This window comes from Idiomarina loihiensis (genome assembly GCF_024584785.1).
Taxonomy (GTDB): Bacteria; Pseudomonadota; Gammaproteobacteria; order Enterobacterales; family Alteromonadaceae; genus Pseudidiomarina; species Pseudidiomarina fusca.
Genome location: NZ_CP074112.1, coordinates 464,119 through 479,787, shown reverse-complemented (window position 1 = coordinate 479,787; position 15,669 = coordinate 464,119). Strand labels below are relative to the sequence as shown.

19 protein-coding genes and 1 pseudogene are annotated in these 15,669 nt (G+C 48.1%); all 20 read right to left on the bottom strand.

Annotated elements, in window-relative coordinates; genetic code table 11:
- Positions 1-36: 36 nt before the first annotated feature.
- On the bottom strand, positions 37-1,074 hold the full coding sequence (locus KGF88_RS02240) for an agmatine deiminase family protein (protein WP_153826742.1): 1,038 nt from the start codon (positions 1,072-1,074) through the stop codon (positions 37-39).
- A 281-nt stretch (positions 1,075-1,355) separates the two neighbouring features.
- Positions 1,356-2,171 (bottom strand): annotated as a pseudogene (rluB, locus tag KGF88_RS02235) (23S rRNA pseudouridine(2605) synthase RluB); the annotation flags it as partial.
- 6 nt (positions 2,172-2,177) lie between these two features.
- Positions 2,178-2,759 carry an SMC-Scp complex subunit ScpB gene (gene scpB, locus KGF88_RS02230; RefSeq protein WP_110076197.1) on the bottom strand — a complete coding sequence of 194 codons (582 nt, stop codon included), beginning with the start codon at positions 2,757-2,759 and terminating at the stop codon, positions 2,178-2,180.
- Positions 2,740-3,558, bottom strand: a complete 819-nt coding sequence (locus KGF88_RS02225) for a segregation and condensation protein A (RefSeq protein ID WP_416380904.1) — start codon at positions 3,556-3,558, stop codon at positions 2,740-2,742. The genes scpB and KGF88_RS02225 overlap by 20 nt, the downstream gene beginning before the upstream one ends.
- Before the next feature lie 8 nt (positions 3,559-3,566).
- On the bottom strand, positions 3,567-4,190 hold the full coding sequence (locus KGF88_RS02220) for an L-threonylcarbamoyladenylate synthase (RefSeq protein ID WP_110076195.1): 624 nt from the start codon (positions 4,188-4,190) through the stop codon (positions 3,567-3,569).
- 34 nt (positions 4,191-4,224) lie between these two features.
- Entirely contained in the window at positions 4,225-5,052 is an 828-nt protein-coding gene (locus KGF88_RS02215; protein ID WP_153826740.1) for a PHP domain-containing protein, read from the bottom strand.
- Positions 5,049-7,070 (bottom strand): NADPH-dependent 2,4-dienoyl-CoA reductase, encoded by a 2,022-nt coding sequence (locus tag KGF88_RS02210; RefSeq protein ID WP_162014579.1) that lies wholly within the window; start codon positions 7,068-7,070, stop codon positions 5,049-5,051. Before KGF88_RS02210 ends, KGF88_RS02215 begins: the two co-directional genes overlap by 4 nt.
- Positions 7,071-7,123: 53 nt before the next feature.
- Positions 7,124-8,506 carry a carbohydrate porin gene (locus tag KGF88_RS02205; RefSeq protein ID WP_194928197.1) on the bottom strand — a complete coding sequence of 461 codons (1,383 nt, stop codon included), beginning with the start codon at positions 8,504-8,506 and terminating at the stop codon, positions 7,124-7,126.
- 12 nt (positions 8,507-8,518) lie between these two features.
- The gene (locus KGF88_RS02200; protein ID WP_153826739.1) at positions 8,519-10,501 is read right to left on the bottom strand and encodes a BCCT family transporter; all 1,983 of its coding nucleotides are present in this window, start codon (positions 10,499-10,501) and stop codon (positions 8,519-8,521) included.
- A 155-nt stretch (positions 10,502-10,656) separates the two neighbouring features.
- The gene (gene rpsQ, locus KGF88_RS02195) at positions 10,657-10,920 is read right to left on the bottom strand and encodes a 30S ribosomal protein S17 (RefSeq protein ID WP_110076191.1); all 264 of its coding nucleotides are present in this window, start codon (positions 10,918-10,920) and stop codon (positions 10,657-10,659) included.
- The gene (gene rpmC / locus KGF88_RS02190; RefSeq protein ID WP_110076190.1) at positions 10,920-11,111 is read right to left on the bottom strand and encodes a 50S ribosomal protein L29; all 192 of its coding nucleotides are present in this window, start codon (positions 11,109-11,111) and stop codon (positions 10,920-10,922) included. Before rpmC ends, rpsQ begins: the two co-directional genes overlap by 1 nt.
- Entirely contained in the window at positions 11,111-11,524 is a 414-nt protein-coding gene (gene rplP / locus KGF88_RS02185) for a 50S ribosomal protein L16 (RefSeq protein ID WP_110076189.1), read from the bottom strand. Before rplP ends, rpmC begins: the two co-directional genes overlap by 1 nt.
- 11 nt (positions 11,525-11,535) lie before the next feature.
- Positions 11,536-12,225, bottom strand: coding sequence for a 30S ribosomal protein S3 (rpsC, locus tag KGF88_RS02180; RefSeq protein ID WP_110076188.1), 690 nt, complete (start codon positions 12,223-12,225; stop codon positions 11,536-11,538).
- A 10-nt stretch (positions 12,226-12,235) separates the two neighbouring features.
- The gene (rplV, locus tag KGF88_RS02175) at positions 12,236-12,568 is read right to left on the bottom strand and encodes a 50S ribosomal protein L22 (RefSeq protein ID WP_110076187.1); all 333 of its coding nucleotides are present in this window, start codon (positions 12,566-12,568) and stop codon (positions 12,236-12,238) included.
- 12 nt (positions 12,569-12,580) lie between these two features.
- Positions 12,581-12,859 carry a 30S ribosomal protein S19 gene (gene rpsS, locus KGF88_RS02170; protein WP_026860408.1) on the bottom strand — a complete coding sequence of 93 codons (279 nt, stop codon included), beginning with the start codon at positions 12,857-12,859 and terminating at the stop codon, positions 12,581-12,583.
- 16 nt (positions 12,860-12,875) lie between these two features.
- Positions 12,876-13,700, bottom strand: coding sequence for a 50S ribosomal protein L2 (gene rplB, locus KGF88_RS02165; RefSeq protein ID WP_110076186.1), 825 nt, complete (start codon positions 13,698-13,700; stop codon positions 12,876-12,878).
- 14 nt (positions 13,701-13,714) lie between these two features.
- Positions 13,715-14,017, bottom strand: a complete 303-nt coding sequence (gene rplW, locus KGF88_RS02160) for a 50S ribosomal protein L23 (RefSeq protein ID WP_110076185.1) — start codon at positions 14,015-14,017, stop codon at positions 13,715-13,717.
- Positions 14,014-14,619, bottom strand: coding sequence for a 50S ribosomal protein L4 (rplD, locus tag KGF88_RS02155; RefSeq protein WP_110076184.1), 606 nt, complete (start codon positions 14,617-14,619; stop codon positions 14,014-14,016). Before rplD ends, rplW begins: the two co-directional genes overlap by 4 nt.
- 18 nt (positions 14,620-14,637) lie before the next feature.
- Positions 14,638-15,282 carry a 50S ribosomal protein L3 gene (rplC, locus tag KGF88_RS02150; RefSeq protein WP_110076183.1) on the bottom strand — a complete coding sequence of 215 codons (645 nt, stop codon included), beginning with the start codon at positions 15,280-15,282 and terminating at the stop codon, positions 14,638-14,640.
- 38 nt (positions 15,283-15,320) lie between these two features.
- A complete protein-coding gene (gene rpsJ, locus KGF88_RS02145) occupies positions 15,321-15,632 on the bottom strand; it encodes a 30S ribosomal protein S10 (RefSeq protein WP_008488677.1) in 312 nt (103 codons plus the stop codon).
- Positions 15,633-15,669: the final 37 nt, after the last annotated feature.

Genomic DNA, 15,669 nt, shown 5'->3' with positions numbered 1-15,669 from the left:
CGCCGCTATCTATTTCAGCCAACCTATAGCGGTCACTTAAGTTGGAATGGTGGCCGTCATGCAATGTAAACCACCTCCTGCTTTGATAAATTCGTCGGCAGCGGCTGCCAGTACCGGTCGTTTACCAGCCCACTGCTGCATGATCTGTAGCGCCTCAGCATCGCTGGGTAAGCCAAACTGTGGCACTAACATACACTGCGTCAGATTAACTAAATTAACATAGCTGGCTAATAACGGAGTTGTGCCCCGAACTTTGACACCAGGTTGGCGCCTGATACTGGCAAATTCATCTGGCTCTGGGACAATCGCAGCAGGTTGCGGTAACACCAGAATATGATATGGCTCGCCGCAGACATTGGTTAATTGTCTTAATTGCTCTAACTGTGCAGCGTAATGCTGATACCACGGGCTTGAAGGCTGCGGTAAGCTGGTGACAAGGGTGTCAGGAGCGATAAATTGCGCATGATTATCGACATGGCCGCCAGTCTCATCCAGCGGATTAGCCCAGCGCATCCATACAATTTGCTGAAGCTGTAACTGCTGCTTTAAATAGGCTTCTATTGCCACGAGTGTCCATTGCGGATTGTTACGCTGCACGCTGGCTTGATGTACGATTGCGGTGCCGGCACCATCCGTTGTGATCGCGCCACCTTCTAGTACCAGATCATGAGCGATAAAACGTTGGCACAAGCGCCGTGCCAGTTGTTTAGCGAAAGCTTGGTCTTGCTGAAAATCAGGGTACAGCCCATGCCAAGCGGTAAACTGAAAACCGTGGGCAAACAATTGCTCGGAACCGCCCCACTGCGGTGCGGTATAAAGCGGTGTGATATCTCGTGCCCAAGCATCGTCATAATTCAGCGCTAGCAACTCGACCGTTGCCGGCAGTTGGGTGCGAGCATACTCCAATTGGGTAGGATGGCAACCCACGAAAATATTGCAATAGGGAGCTGCTAATTGCACTAATTGCCGCAATTGTTGCTGGGCAGGTCGCCCTTGTAAACGCCATACATCATCACGATAAGGCCACAGCAACAACAGCGTCTGTTGTTGCTGCCAATCAGCTAATAACCCCATCCTTATTGGTTACGAGCTTTGCCGGATTGCTTAGTTTGTTGATGCTGAGTACCTTGCCGTGAACTAGGTTTGCCGGTAGCTTTACCAGTGCCTTTGCCCCGTACTTTACTAGGCCGATTGCTAGAGCGGCCACCAGCTCGCTCTTGCTGCTGCTCATTGAAAGCATCTTTTCTGCTTTCTTGACGGCGTGGCTTACCTTTTGGCTTAGCGGCAGCAGTCGGCTGTTTCGGCTCAGCTGTTTTCGAGCCAGAGCTACCTTTACGGTTCTGCTCCAGCTTTTGTGCCTGCATTCGACGAGCGCGTGAATAGCGCTTCTGCCGTGTTTCTTGCTGACGCGGATCAACAAAGCTACGCGTTTCAGCAGGTAATCCTACCAGTTCACGTAAGTAGTTAATTTGCGTTAAGGATAACTCGCCCCAGCCGCTTTGTGGCAAGCCTTGTTCGAGTTTGATATTACCGTAGCGCACACGCATGAGGCGGCTTACTTGCACCCCTTGTGATTCCCATAAACGCCGTACCTCACGGTTGCGGCCTTCAGTTAACATCACGCGGAACCACTGGTTCATGCCTTCACCACCGCCACGTTTAATCTCTTTAAAAGCTGCCGGCCCGTCTTCTAGTTGTACGCCTTTTTTGAGTTTGCGCAACATTGCATCATCAACGTCACCAAACACTCGCACGGCATATTCACGCTCAATTTCATGGCCTGGATGCATCAACCGGTTGGCCAGCTCACCATCGGTAGTAAAGAGCAATAGCCCCGAAGTATTAACATCCAAACGACCAACCGCAACCCAGCGTGCGCCCTGCATTCTTGGAAGTTTATCGTAAACGGTAGGACGCCCTTCAGGATCACGTCGGGTACAAAGCTCGCCTTCGGGTTTGTGATACATCAACACGCGGCAAATGACATCTTCTGGCGGCTTAATTGTCACTTCATGGCCGTCAATACGAACTTTAGCGTCCGCATCAACACGTTCGCCAAGCGTGGCAACTTCACCATTAATACTGACTCGGCCTGCTGCAATTTTCGCTTCTAATTCGCGACGCGAACCATGGCCTGATCGGGCGAGAACTTTTTGTAACTTTTCACTCATTAGCATTTACTCTATATCTGTCGCTGTCTCAGCGGGTATCTGAGCTGCTTGCGCGCTATTCCTGAGCGGCGCCGGAGCGTCGGGAATAGCCGGTAATTCGGATAAATCCTGTAAACTAAAATAGTCCAGAAATTCGCTTGTAGTGGCATAAAGCTGGGGCCGCCCGGGTACTTCTCGATGCCCGACTACCTTAACCCAACCGCGTTCTTGCAAGGTTTTCATGATTTGCGAACTCACACTAACCCCGCGGATTTCTTCAATATCGCCGCGTGTAATGGGTTGTCGGTAGGCAATCAGTGCTAAGGTTTCTAGTAAAGCTTGCGAGTACCGCGGCGGCTTTTCTTGCCACAAACGGCTTATTATACCACCCAATTCGGTGCGCGTCTGAAATCTATAACCAGATGCAACTTGTTGCAGTTGCACACCTCGCTCGGCATAGTCTTGTCGTAATTCGTCCAATACCGCAAGCAACTGTTTTTTAGACACTTGTTCAGGAGCAAAGTAAGCTAACAACTGCTGTTCAGACAGCGGTTGCTCGGTAACAAACAAGAGTGCTTCCAAAGCTTGCTTAAGCTGTCTCAATTGCATCGGCAGTTACTCGTTGCGATAGATAGATGTCGCTGAAGGGTTCCACTTGGACCACCTCAATCAAGGCTTCTTTAACTAATTCTAAGGTAGCTAAGAAACTAACCACTACCCCCTGTCGGCCCTCAGCAGCAGTAAAAACCTCTTGCAGTCGAATGCGAGGCTTAGTCTGTAAGAGATCAAGAATTCGGCTCATGCGTTCGCGCGTTGATAACTTTTCTCGTTCTACTTGATGGTGATGCTGTAATTGTGCCGTTGCCAATGCTTGACTAAAGGCCAGTGCCAATTCAGCCAAGCTGACGTTAGGTTCTGGTAATTCAAGCTGGTCTCGTACGTCCGTAGCTAATTGTATCGGTGAAAAATCGCGCCCTGCCTGTGGTAATTGCTCAAGCTGCGCAGCTCCCTGTCTAATAGCTTCGTATTCTTGGAGGCGCCGCACCAATTCCGCTCGTGGGTCGATCTCGTCATCGTCATCAGCAACCGGCTTAGGTAGCAACATCCGGCTTTTAATCTCGGCCAAGATTGCTGCCATCACGAGATAATCTGCTGCTAACTCTAACTTCAGCTCTTTCATCATGGCCACATATTCCATGTATTGCTGAGTTATGGGGAGGATAGGCAGTTCGACAATATCTAATTGCTGCCGCCGAATTAAATACAAAAGCAGGTCCATCGGCCCAGAAAAACTCTCGAGGATAAGCTCTAGTGCCTCTGGCGGAATATAAAGATCTTCCGGTTTTTCAATAACGGGTTCACCACGAACAAAACCCAACGGGAGTGATTGCTGCTCAGCCGGCATCATGACACCTACTAATCTGCAAAGGGCGTGATATCACCTGCACCAACCCGGCTTACCTTAACTTCATCGTCGGCCATATCAATCACGGTTGTTGGCTCTTCACCACGATGTCCACCATCTATGATCACATCCACCTGACGCTCAAGTCGTTCACGAATTTCGTAGGGATCCGACTCGGCAAATTCATTCTGCCCCAAGACTAAACTCGTCGACATGATTGGTTCGCCCATGGCTTCCAATAAAGCCATCGTGATAGGGTCATCGGACACTCGAATACCAATCGTTTTACGCTTAGGATTAAGTAAGCGCCTTGGCACTTCTTTGGTGCCCTTAAGAATAAAGGTGTAGCGCCCTGGAGTATTATTCTTGAGTAACCTAAAGGCGGTATTATCAACTCTTGCGTAAGTTGATAACTCCGATAAATCACGGCACATGAGGGTGAAATTATGCTCTTTATCGATATCACGAATTTGACAGATACGTTCCATCGCATTTTTATCACCGATACGGCAGCCAATCGCATAACCCGAGTCGGTGGGATAAACGGCTACCCCACCGCGCATAATAATCTGTACAGCCTGCTGTATCAGCCGCGCTTGCGGATTTTCTGAATGAATACTGAAATACTGGCTCATATCACTTCAACTTATTACGAGGGTTTAAATTAACTTACTGCCATGTATTCCATATTGGCACACAGTGTGCTGGTAGACAAAGATTTTTGCCTAACTCACGCCACCTACCTGGATTATGGAAATCTGAACCAGCCGACGCCAGCAAGCCGATTTCGCTAGCAAAGGTTGCCAACGCTTCTCGGTGTCCAGGGCTTTGTGCGCCTATGGCTACTTCTAAGGCATCGAGATTATCTGCCTTGGCGTCTTGCAATAACCGCCGCAACCACTTGTTACTTAACTGATAAGCGTGAGGATGCGCCAATACAGTGGATCCCCCTGCTGCTTTTATCGTCGCAATCGCAGTGGCTAAATCAACCCACTCAGCTGCAACATAGGCTTGTTGTCCTTTGCCTAAATAACGCCGAAATGCGGCTTCAAAGCTACTAACCCAGCCACCTTCGAGCAAAGCCTCAGCCAAATGCTTGCGCGTTGGCATGGTCAGTTGTTCTGCTAGGGGCGGCTCAATTGCAATACCTGCTTTGGCAAGCTTAGCCACCATACCGGCGTAACGGTCGCGCCTGACCTGCTGCTGCTGCGCTAGCAATTGACGTAACTTATCGTCTTCGGCATCAAAATTCACCCCGACCAAATGAATTTCATGTTGCTGCCAACGGCAGGTTAATTCAACGCCGTTCACCAACGTCAGTGGCAACTGCTGTTGCGTTATTGCCGCACGCGCTGCGGGCAGAGCATCAATGGTATCGTGATCAGTAATCGCCAAATGGGTCACACCATAGTGATGAGCCCGCGCCACGAGATCCGCAGGAGTTAAGCCGCCATCAGAATAATTACTATGACAATGCAGATCGTAACAAAGGGTCATATCTTAGCAGCCAATTCAGCCCCTTGACGAATGGCTCGTTTGGCATCGAGTTCAGCTGCGACATCGGCCCCACCAATTAAATGTACTTGCATCCCCGCTTGCTCTAATTGCTGCTGCAGTTCTCGCTGAGGTACTTGCCCGGCACAAATAACAATGTGGTCAACCTCAAGTAGTTGGCTTTGCCCATCTTGCTCGATCCATAAACCTTCGTCCGTGACTTTTTGATAGGTCACTCCAGCTAGCATTTTAACGCCTTTTTTATTGAGCGTAGCACGATGCACCCAGCCAGAGGTTTTACCTAAGCCAGCGCCAACTTTACTGGTTTTACGTTGCAGTAAATACACCTCACGTTCACTTGTCTCGGCTTTGGGTGCGGCTAGAGCACCCCGCTGTTGATAGCTATCATCAACGCCCCAAATCGCAGACCATTCTTTAATATCAAGCGATGGCGATGTTGCCGTCGTTAAATACTCGGCCACATCAAAGCCAATCCCTCCAGCACCGATAAGGGCCACACGTTTGCCCACTGGTTTATGATCACGCAACACATCCAAGTAACCCAAGACCTTAGGCGAATCACTACCACTTATTGCTACTTCACGAGGTACTACCCCCGTTGCCAAAACCACTTCGGTGAACCCTTGTTGCTGTAAACTGTCGGCAGTTTGTCGCTGGCCCAAATGCACGTTTACTCCAGCTGTTTGCAAGCGCTGCTTAAAATACCGCAAGGTTTCATAAAACTCTTCCTTACCAGGAATTTGTTTAGCGTAGTTAAACTGCCCACCAATGTCGTCACTACCATCAAATAGGTGCACCTCATGACCTCGTTCCGCAGCGCGACAGGCGAACTCTAGTCCGGCTGGGCCTGCACCTACCACCGCAAGTTTTTTCGGCTGTAGCACCGGCTTAAAGACCAACTCGGTTTCATAACATGCTTGTGGGTTAACTAAACAACTGGCTCGTTTATTCTCAAACACATGATCTAAACAGGCTTGGTTACAGGCAATACAAGTATTGATGTGTTGAGCTTGGTTCGCTGCTGCCTTGTTCACAAAATAGGGGTCAGCCAGCAGTGGCCGAGCCATAGACACCATATCCGCTTCATCATTAGCCAAGATTTGTTCGGCTATTTCGGGCGTATTAATTCGGTTCACAGCAACCACTGGAACCGATAGGTGTTTGCGTACCCGCGCGGTTATCCAACTAAATGCAGCGCGTGGTACCGACGTCACAATGGTAGGAACCCTTGCCTCATGCCAACCAATACCGCTATTAATAATATTCACGCCGGCTTGTTCTACCCGTTTACCTAACTCAACCACTTCATCGAACTGATTACCATCTGGCACTAGGTCTAACATGGACAATCGATAAATAATGATAAATTCAGGACCTACCGCAGCACGAATAGCCTTAATAATTTCTACCGGGAAACGCGCTCTGTTATCAAATTCGCCACCCCACTTATCGTTACGCTGATTAGTGCGCGGACAAATAAACTGATTGATTAGATAGCCCTCAGAGCCCATCACCTCAACCCCATCATAACCAGCTTTCTGTGCCAGTTTAGCGGCCCGTGCAAAATGCTTGATGGTGGTTTGGATTTGCCGCTCTGTCATCGCTTTCGGAGTAAACGGCGTGATCGGTGCTTTGAGTTTACTCGGAGCTACTGAAAAAGGATGATAGGCATAGCGACCTGTATGCAAAATTTGCATACAGATCTTGCCATCATGTTGATGTACAGCCGTCGTGATTTTTCGATGCTTGGCCACTTGCCAAGGCCGACTCAGCTCGCTCCCAAAAGGGCTGATACGACCACGGAAATTCGGACTAATACCGCCAGTAACTATTAACCCAACGCCACCCTTAGCTCGTTCAGCATAAAACGCCGCTAGTTTTTCAAATCCATTTTTTTCTTCTTCAAGGCCAGTATGCATAGACCCCATTAAAATGCGATTTTTAATCTGAGTAAAACCTAAGTCTAACGGCTGAAATAAATGCGTGTATGGCGACGTCACGTTAACCCCTAATTAAACAAGTGTTTGAATAAAGCCACTGTACTCATTTTTGACTAAAAATAATAGCCTATATTGACGTTGAAACGGGTGTTGGTCTGTTTACTATCGCCACTCATAGAGCCACCTACAAACGGTTGGTTACGCGCAGTAACTAAATCAAAATAAGTATACAAACCACCGGCGCTAACAGCCACGCCCAACACATTCATCACCGTATCTTCCGTATAAAAGCGCTTATTCGTCATTAAACTAAAATCGTTGTAAAAGGTAAGATCTGTGACAGGTCCCCATTGCACCGGAAGGCTATAGGCCAAGTTAGCGCTATACAAAGTCGCTTTGCTAGGAATCGTATCGTAATAAGCATAAGCACCAACAACGATACCTTGTTCAGCTAGCTCCATATCATAATCATACTGAGTCACCTGCCCCATAAGGGTCCAGCGATTGATATTATAGACACCGTGCACCGCCCATGCCTGCCGCTCACCTATATTATCAGTTCCGTTATTCATATCACCGAACTGCCAGCTGGCACCAATTTCAACCGACTTATCAGCGGCTAAGTCGTATTTACGCGCCGCCCGCAAGGCCACACTATTCGATTCAGCCACTAGTGCAGTAGGGTCATCGTAGAGTCCTTCACCAGCCAGACGAACGCCCAAGGCATCGTAGGCATAACGATCGGCTTTGCTTGGCGATAGGCCATTGACGCCACCCATTTCGTCACCTTTAAAAAAGGCAACGTCAAAGTCCCAATCACTACTGCGGTAAAGTAGCTTGGCACCTAAGTCGTGATCATCTTCAAGGCCTACATAAAAGTTCGAGCTAAAAAAGTAGCTGTTGGAATTATAGGGCGTGATCCCAAACGGCACTTTAGTGACGCCCAATTGTCCCTGCCACTGTTCAGAAAAGTTGTAACCTACCCATGCATGTTGCACCGTATCCATGTACTGGAACCAACGATACTGTGCTGACAGCACGACATCTCCTATTTCACCGCTGTAGTCGATGCGGACCAAATCAAATTCAAAATCACCACCGCGGTCTTTAAGAGGATCGTTATAATCTTCCCATTTGTATTGCATGCGCACAGCACCACCGATTCTGATAGGATCATTCTGTGCTGCTTGTACATCCTCTTCTAAACGTTCAACACGTGCTGCCAAGGCCGAGCTTTTAGCTTGTCGACGCGCCGCCACTTGCTCTACTTGTTGGTTCGCTGTGGCATTTGTCGTTGCTGTTGTTGTAGTCGTTGCTGCTGAGTCTGATTGCTCAGCAAGTTTCTGCTCTAATTCAATAACCCGTTGTTGCAGTTGTTGTAACTGTTGCATTACGGCTTTTAATTCAGCCGCTGTTTCTGCATCTTGTGCAACAGCTTCACTCGTATTCAAACTAACAAGGGTTGCTAGCGCTAGTGCTACCGAGGTAGGTTTCATAGGGACTTCTCCTTAGCGTAGAATATGTAAAAAATGCATATGCTTGTGATAGTGATCTATTAGGTCACCAATAACCGCTTCGCGCGACCAACCCAGCACATCATAATCTTGCCCGCCCTCACGCAAATGCACCTCTGCTCGGTAGTATTTTTGCTCCTCGGCAACCTCGACAGCTGCCGCGGTGGCACTCACCTCATCCATATGCAAAAAGGCTGGCTGTATGTGAGCAGCCAATTTCACTTGGTAAATAAAGTCTATCTCGTCGCCATGCTGAACTCGAAAGGTCTTTTGCCCTTGCTCATTTGTGTCCAACACGACCGTTAAGCCACTGGCACGCATCTCCTCAGCAACCTCTTTAAAGGCTGGCGTAATCACTTGAACTAAAAAGCGTTCACCCACGGCTTTACTAGGGAAATCGATGATATTGTGCAATCGTTCACGCCAGTTCTTATTGCTCATTGCCGACGCTGTGAGGTAGTTATTCTGCAAGGTGTCTTTTTTGTGCACATCAACACGCAACGCCCTAATTAGACCGTAGGTGGCTATCATCAGGACAATGGTAAAAGGTAAGGCACTAGCAATGGTCATTGTCTGTAGCGCCCCTAAACCACCTGCTAGCAGCAGAATAATCGCCACAATACCCTCGCCACTGGCCCAGAAGATCCGTTGCCATACCGGCGTATCATCACGTCCGTTTGAACAAAGCATATCTACCACCATTGAGCCTGAGTCTGAAGAGGTGACAAAGAACACCACCACCATCAAGGTCGCAATGAAGGATAATGCCGTACTGAATGGAAACTGCTCTAAGAATACAAACAGGGCTACCGAGACATCTTCTTGCACCGCCTTACCTAAGCTTTCCGCGCCTTGGTTAAGCACCATATCAATAGCCGAATTACCGAAAAAGGTCATCCACATTAAGGTGAAACCGGCCGGTACCAATAACACCCCGAGTACAAACTCGCGAATGGTTCGACCGCGCGATACCCGCGCGATAAACAAGCCCACAAATGGTGCCCAACTTAGCCACCATCCCCAGTAGAAAACGGTCCAACCGCCAATCCAATCGGTTTTTTGGTAAGCGAATAAATTGAAGGTGTTACTGACAATTTCAGAAACATAGGCACCCGTGTTTTGTACAAAAGCTTGTAATAGAAAGACCGTGGGGCCCAAAACCAAAACAAAGACTAACAGCAACACTGCCAGCCCCATATTTAACTCAGATAAGCGGCGGATGCCCTTGTCTAAGCCGGTTGTTACAGAAATCACGGCTAACAAGGTAACGCCAATAATCAGCAACACTTGCACTAAGTTTGACACAGGAATATCAAACAAATAATTAATTCCGGCATTAATTTGTGTTACGCCATAGCCAAGCGAGGTAGCAACCCCAAATACGGTTCCGATCACCGCGAACACATCCACCGCGTGGCCGATAGGCCCATAAATACGATCTCCGATTAACGGATACAAGGCAGATCGTAAGGTCAGCGGCAGGCCATGACGGTATGCAAAAAAGGCTAGGATCAGTGCCACGATGGCGTAGATTGCCCATGCATGTAAGCCCCAATGGAAAAAGGTAATCTTCATGGCTTCGCGGGCCGCTTCCACCGAACCAGCTTCAGCTACGGGAGGCGCCAAAAAATGCATGATAGGTTCAGCTACACCAAAGAACATGAGGCCAATACCCATTCCCGCAGAAAATAGCATCGAAAACCAAGTTATTTTTGAGTAATCAGGTTCGGAATGGTCAGGCCCCAATTTTATCAAACCAAAACGGGAAAACCCCAAGTACACCACACTCAATAGAATCACTGCTACCGCAAGCACATAAAACCAACTAGCGTTATCAATAATTGCTGTTTGTACCGTTTGAAAGAGCTGATTTGCGATATCAGGCCAAATAGCCGAGAAAAGTAAGATAAGGGTGATAAGCCCGGCGGCCGAATAGAAGACCGGCGGATTGAGTCTTGCAGGCGTCGTACTATGCATACACAATTCCTTGCGTGATGATTCGTAAGTGCCTTAATTATAGATGATTTTAATATTATTTTCTCGCGCCCAAAAAAAACGGCCCCAGATGGAGCCGTTTTCGCTTTCGTTTATTACGTCTTAAGTATCAATTTATCACTCAAACGAGCAACCCATTAGATAACTTCAGCGCGCTCTACAATTTCAACTAATGCCCAAGACTTAGTCTTAGATACTGGACGAGTTTCGCGAATAATCACGGTATCGCCAGCTTTACACTCGTTGTTTTCGTCGTGTGCGTGTAACTTAGTGGTACGGGTAATGTACTTACCATATACCGGGTGTTTAACACGGCGAGTTACTGCAACAGTGATAGACTTGTCCATCTTGTCGCTAGTTACACGACCTTGCAGAGTACGAATACGTTTTTCTTCAGCCATTACGCACCTGCCTTCTCAGTCAGAATAGTTTTAACACGTGCGATATCACGACGCACTTGCTTCAACATGTGAGTTTGATTCAGCTGGCCAGTTGCAGCTTGCATGCGCAGGTTAAACTGCTCACGACGCAAACCTAGCAATTCTTCTTGCAGCTGCTCAACGGTTTTTTCTTTCAGTTCGTTCGCTTTCATTACATCACCGTCCGAGTCACAAAGGTGGTTTTGAATGGCAGCTTACGTGCCGCAAGAGTAAATGCTTCACGAGCAATCTCTTCCGAAACACCGTCCATTTCATACAGGACACGACCTGGCTGAATTTGAGCTACCCAATATTCCACGCTACCTTTACCTTTACCCATACGCACTTCAAGTGGCTTCTGAGTAATTGGCTTGTCTGGGAATACGCGGATCCAAATCTTACCTTGACGTTTCACGTGACGCGTCATGGCACGACGAGCTGCTTCGATTTGACGCGCAGTCATACGACCGCGTTCAACCGATTTTAAACCGAAAGTACCGAAGCTAACTTTGTTACCTGCTTGCGCCAGACCACGGTTGCGGCCTTTGTGTACCTTACGGAATTTTGTACGCTTTGGTTGTAACATATCGTATCTCCTTACTTACGGCCTTTAGGGCGTTTTGCTGGAGCTGCTGGTTTTTCTTCAGCAACTGGCATGCCGCCTAGAACTTCGCCTTTGAAGATCCAAACTTTAATGCCGATAATACCGTAAGTGGTGCTTGCTTCGGCAGTAGCGTAATCGATGTCCGCACGCAATGTGTGCAATGGAACACGACCTTCACGATACCACTCGCTACGAGCGATTTCAGCGCCGCCTAAACGACCGCTTACTTCCACTTTGATACCCTTAGCGCCAAGACGCATTGCGTTCTGTACCGCGCGCTTCATAGCACGACGGAACATCACACGACGCTCTAATTGGCCTGCGATGTTTTCACCAACCAGTTGTGCGTCAAGCTCAGGCTTGCGTACTTCTGAGATGTTGATTTGCGCAGGAACGCCAGTCAATTTAGAAACTGCTTGACGCAATTTCTCTACATCTTCGCCTTTCTTACCAATCACAACACCTGGACGGGCTGTGTGGATAGTTACACGGATGCTCTTAGCTGGACGCTCGATAACGATGCGAGAAACTGACGCTGCCGCCAGCTCTTTTTGCAACATTTTACGAACCAAGTGGTCGCTGTGCAGGTTATCAGCAAAATCTTTTGTATTCGCGAACCAGGTTGCATTCCATGGTTTGGTGATACCTAGGCGAATACCATTAGGATGTACTTTCTGACCCATAACTTATCTCCTAGCTATCCGATACAACCACAGTAATGTGGCTGGTACGCTTAAAGATACGATCAGCACGACCTTTCGCACGAGGCATGATGCGTTTCATAGTAGGACCTTCGTCTACCATTACTTTTGCAACTTTTAACTCGTCGATGTCGGCACCTTCGTTGTGTTCAGCATTCGCAATGGCTGATTCCAACACCTTTTTCAGCAGGCCAGCTGCATCTTTAGGGCTGTAAGCCAAAATTTCCAGAGCTTTCGCTACTGGTAAACCGCGAATCTGGTCAGCAACCAACCGGCCTTTCTGCGCTGATAGGCGAGCAAATTTGTGAATAGCAATAGCTTCCATTTCAACTCTCCCTTAGCGTTTCTTGGCTTTCTTATCAGCGGCGTGGCCACGATAAGTGCGGGTTGGTGCAAATTCACCAAGCTTGTGACCAATCATTTCGTCAGAAACGAATACTGGCACGTGCTGGCGACCGTTATGAACAGCGATAGTTAAGCCGATCATATCAGGGATAATCATTGAACGACGGGACCAAGTTTTAATTGGCTTTTTGTCCCCGGCTTCCAACGCTTTCTCCACCTTATTCAATAGGTGAAGGTCGATAAATGGACCTTTTTTAAGAGAACGTGGCATGTCTAATCCTCAACTCTTATTTGTTGCGACGACGTACGATGAACTTATCAGTACGCTTGTTCTTACGGGTCTTATAACCCTTAGTCGGAGTACCCCATGGGGTAACCGGGTGACGACCACCAGAAGTACGACCTTCACCACCACCGTGCGGGTGATCAACCGGGTTCATCGCCACACCACGTACGGTAGGACGAACACCACGCCAGCGCTTCGCACCAGCTTTACCCAATTGACGCAGCATGTGTTCTGCGTTGCCTACTTCACCGATGGTTGCACGGCAATCCGCCTGAATTCGGCGCATTTCGCCAGAACGCAGACGTACTGTTACGTACGCGCCATCGCGAGCCAATACCTGTACTGACGCACCAGCTGAACGAGCTAGCTGAGCACCTTTACCAGGCTTCATTTCAATTGCGTGTACAACTGCACCCACTGGGATATTGCGCAGTGGCAAAGCGTTACCCGCTTTGATTGGTGCATCTGAACCAGACTGTACTTTATCGCCAGCTTTCATGCCCTTAGGAGCAAGAATGTAACGACGCTCACCGTCTGCATACAGAATCAATGCAATGTTAGCTGAACGGTTTGGATCATATTCCAAACGCTCTACTTTTGCAGGGATGCCGTCTTTGTCGCGTTTAAAGTCAACCATACGGTAGTGATGCTTGTGACCACCGCCGATATGACGAACAGTAATACGACCATTGTTGTTACGACCACCATTTTTGCTGTTTTTATCCAACAATGGGGCGTAAGGCTTACCTTTGTACAGGTCTTCGTTAACCACTTTAACAACGTGGCGACGACCTGGAGACGTAGGCTTACACTTAACTAATGCCATGTGAATTCCTCCTGTTACTCAGCGCCGCCGACGAAGTCGATGTCCGCACCTTCTTTCAGGGTGACATACGCTTTTTTCCAGTCGCTACGCTTACCGAAGCGCATACCGGTACGTTTGGTTTTGCCTTTTACGTTCACAGTACGAACGCTATCAACCTCAACTTCAAACAGCTTTTCTACTGCTGCTTTGATTTGTGCTTTGGTTGCAGTCGTTGCTACTTTGAACACGACAGTGTTAGCAGTTTCTGCAGTCATAGTAGACTTCTCAGAAACATGAGGAGCTAGGATTACAGTCAGCAAACGTTCTTCGCGCATCATGATAACACCTCCTCAATTTGCTTCACTGCGTCAGCAGTCATCAATACTTTTTCAAAAGCAATCAGGCTTACTGGGTCGATACCTTGTACGTCACGCACGTCTACTTTGTGTAGGTTACGTGATGCTAAGAACAAGTTCTCGTCTACTTCTTTAGTCACGATTAATACATCGTGTAAATCCATAGCTTTCAGTTTAGCTGCTAATTCTTTTGTTTTTGGAGCTTCTACTGCAAAGCTCTCAACCACGATTAGACGATCTTGACGAACTAATTCAGACAAGATGCTCTTCATTGCACCGCGGTACATTTTCTTGTTTACTTTTTGGTCGTGGCTGCGTGGTTTCGCTGCGAAAGTAGTACCACCTGAGCGCCAAATAGGGCTACGGATAGTACCAGCACGAGCACGGCCAGTTCCTTTTTGACGCCATGGCTTTTTGCCACCGCCAGATACTTCAGAACGCGTTTTTTGCGCTTTGGTACCCTGACGAGCGCCAGCTGCATAGGCAACTACTACCTGATGAATCAAAGCTTCGTTGAACTCACGTCCAAAGGTAGCTTCGGAAACTTCAAGAGCGCCTTTTGCGTCTTTTAATGTTAATTCCATCACCATTCTCCTCAGACGTTACGCCTTAGCCTTGACTGCTGGCTTGATGATTACATCGCCGCCAGTAGCACCAGGGACAGCGCCACGAATCAGCAACAAACCACGCTCTGCGTCAACACGTACTACATCAAGAGTTTGTACGGTTACTTGTTTGTTACCCATCTGACCTGCCATCTTCTTGCCTTTGAAAACCCGACCAGGAGACTGGTTTTGACCGATAGAACCCGGCGCGCGATGCGACAACGAGTTACCATGGGTAGCGTCCTGAGTACGGAAATTCCAGCGCTTAATAGCACCTTGGAAACCTTTACCTTTTGAGGTACCGGTAACGTCTACTTTTTTGGTGTCTGCGAAAATTTCTACAGTAATTTCAGAACCTACTGCGTATTCTTCACCTTCACCGTCCTCTAGGCGGAATTCCCAGAGACCGCGACCTGCTTCAACACCCGCTTTTGCGAAGTGACCAGCAAGTGGTTTAGTAACACGGTTTGCTTTTTTAGTACCTGCAGTCACTTGAAGCGCGCGGTAACCGTCAGTTTCCTCAGTTTTCACCTGAGTCACACGGTTTGCTGTCACTTCGATCACAGTAACAGGTACAGAAGCGCCGTCTTCTTGGAAGACGCGAGTCATTCCTACTTTACGACCGACTAGACCAATAGCCATTGTTAAAACCTCTCGTGTGTAATCCTATTACTGCCCGCTTAGCCCAAGCTGATCTGTACATCTACACCCGCAGCAAGATCTAAACGCATTAAAGCGTCAACAGTCTTGTCAGTTGGGTCCATGATGTCGATCAGACGCTTATGGGTACGGATCTCGTACTGGTCACGCGCATCTTTGTTTACGTGCGGAGAAATAAGCACAGTAAAACGTTCTTTGCGCGTTGGCAGTGGAATTGGACCACGTACCTGAGCACCAGTGCGTTTTGCAGTTTCTACGATTTCTGCAGTCGACTGGTCAATCAGACGATGATCGAACGCTTTCAAGCGAATCCGAATTCTTTGATTAGCCATAATAAAATCAAAGCCTCAATAAAAGAGCATTTAAAAA

Excerpts from the sequence above, each read along its gene's own strand:
- rplB (WP_110076186.1), bottom strand. The coding sequence starts at position 13,700 with ATGGCATTAGTTAAGTGTAAGCCTACGTCTCCAGGTCGTCGCCACGTT.
- rpsQ (WP_110076191.1), bottom strand. The coding sequence starts at position 10,920 with ATGGCTGAAGAAAAACGTATTCGTACTCTGCAAGGTCGTGTAACTAGC.
- KGF88_RS02220 (WP_110076195.1), bottom strand. The coding sequence starts at position 4,190 with ATGAGCCAGTATTTCAGTATTCATTCAGAAAATCCGCAAGCGCGGCTG.
- KGF88_RS02225 (WP_416380904.1), bottom strand. The coding sequence starts at position 3,558 with ATGATGCCGGCTGAGCAGCAATCACTCCCGTTGGGTTTTGTTCGTGGT.
- rpsS (WP_026860408.1), bottom strand. The coding sequence starts at position 12,859 with ATGCCACGTTCTCTTAAAAAAGGTCCATTTATCGACCTTCACCTATTG.
- rplC (WP_110076183.1), bottom strand. The coding sequence starts at position 15,282 with ATGGCTATTGGTCTAGTCGGTCGTAAAGTAGGAATGACTCGCGTCTTC.
- KGF88_RS02215 (WP_153826740.1), bottom strand. The coding sequence starts at position 5,052 with ATGACCCTTTGTTACGATCTGCATTGTCATAGTAATTATTCTGATGGC.
- scpB (WP_110076197.1), bottom strand. The coding sequence starts at position 2,759 with ATGCAATTGAGACAGCTTAAGCAAGCTTTGGAAGCACTCTTGTTTGTT.
- KGF88_RS02205 (WP_194928197.1), bottom strand. The coding sequence starts at position 8,506 with ATGAAACCTACCTCGGTAGCACTAGCGCTAGCAACCCTTGTTAGTTTG.
- rplV (WP_110076187.1), bottom strand. The coding sequence starts at position 12,568 with ATGGAAGCTATTGCTATTCACAAATTTGCTCGCCTATCAGCGCAGAAA.
- rpmC (WP_110076190.1), bottom strand. The coding sequence starts at position 11,111 with ATGAAAGCGAACGAACTGAAAGAAAAAACCGTTGAGCAGCTGCAAGAA.
- rplP (WP_110076189.1), bottom strand. The coding sequence starts at position 11,524 with ATGTTACAACCAAAGCGTACAAAATTCCGTAAGGTACACAAAGGCCGC.
- rplD (WP_110076184.1), bottom strand. The coding sequence starts at position 14,619 with ATGGAATTAACATTAAAAGACGCAAAAGGCGCTCTTGAAGTTTCCGAA.
- rpsJ (WP_008488677.1), bottom strand. The coding sequence starts at position 15,632 with ATGGCTAATCAAAGAATTCGGATTCGCTTGAAAGCGTTCGATCATCGT.
- KGF88_RS02240 (WP_153826742.1), bottom strand. The coding sequence starts at position 1,074 with ATGGGGTTATTAGCTGATTGGCAGCAACAACAGACGCTGTTGTTGCTG.
- KGF88_RS02200 (WP_153826739.1), bottom strand. The coding sequence starts at position 10,501 with ATGCATAGTACGACGCCTGCAAGACTCAATCCGCCGGTCTTCTATTCG.
- rplW (WP_110076185.1), bottom strand. The coding sequence starts at position 14,017 with ATGATGCGCGAAGAACGTTTGCTGACTGTAATCCTAGCTCCTCATGTT.
- rpsC (WP_110076188.1), bottom strand. The coding sequence starts at position 12,225 with ATGGGTCAGAAAGTACATCCTAATGGTATTCGCCTAGGTATCACCAAA.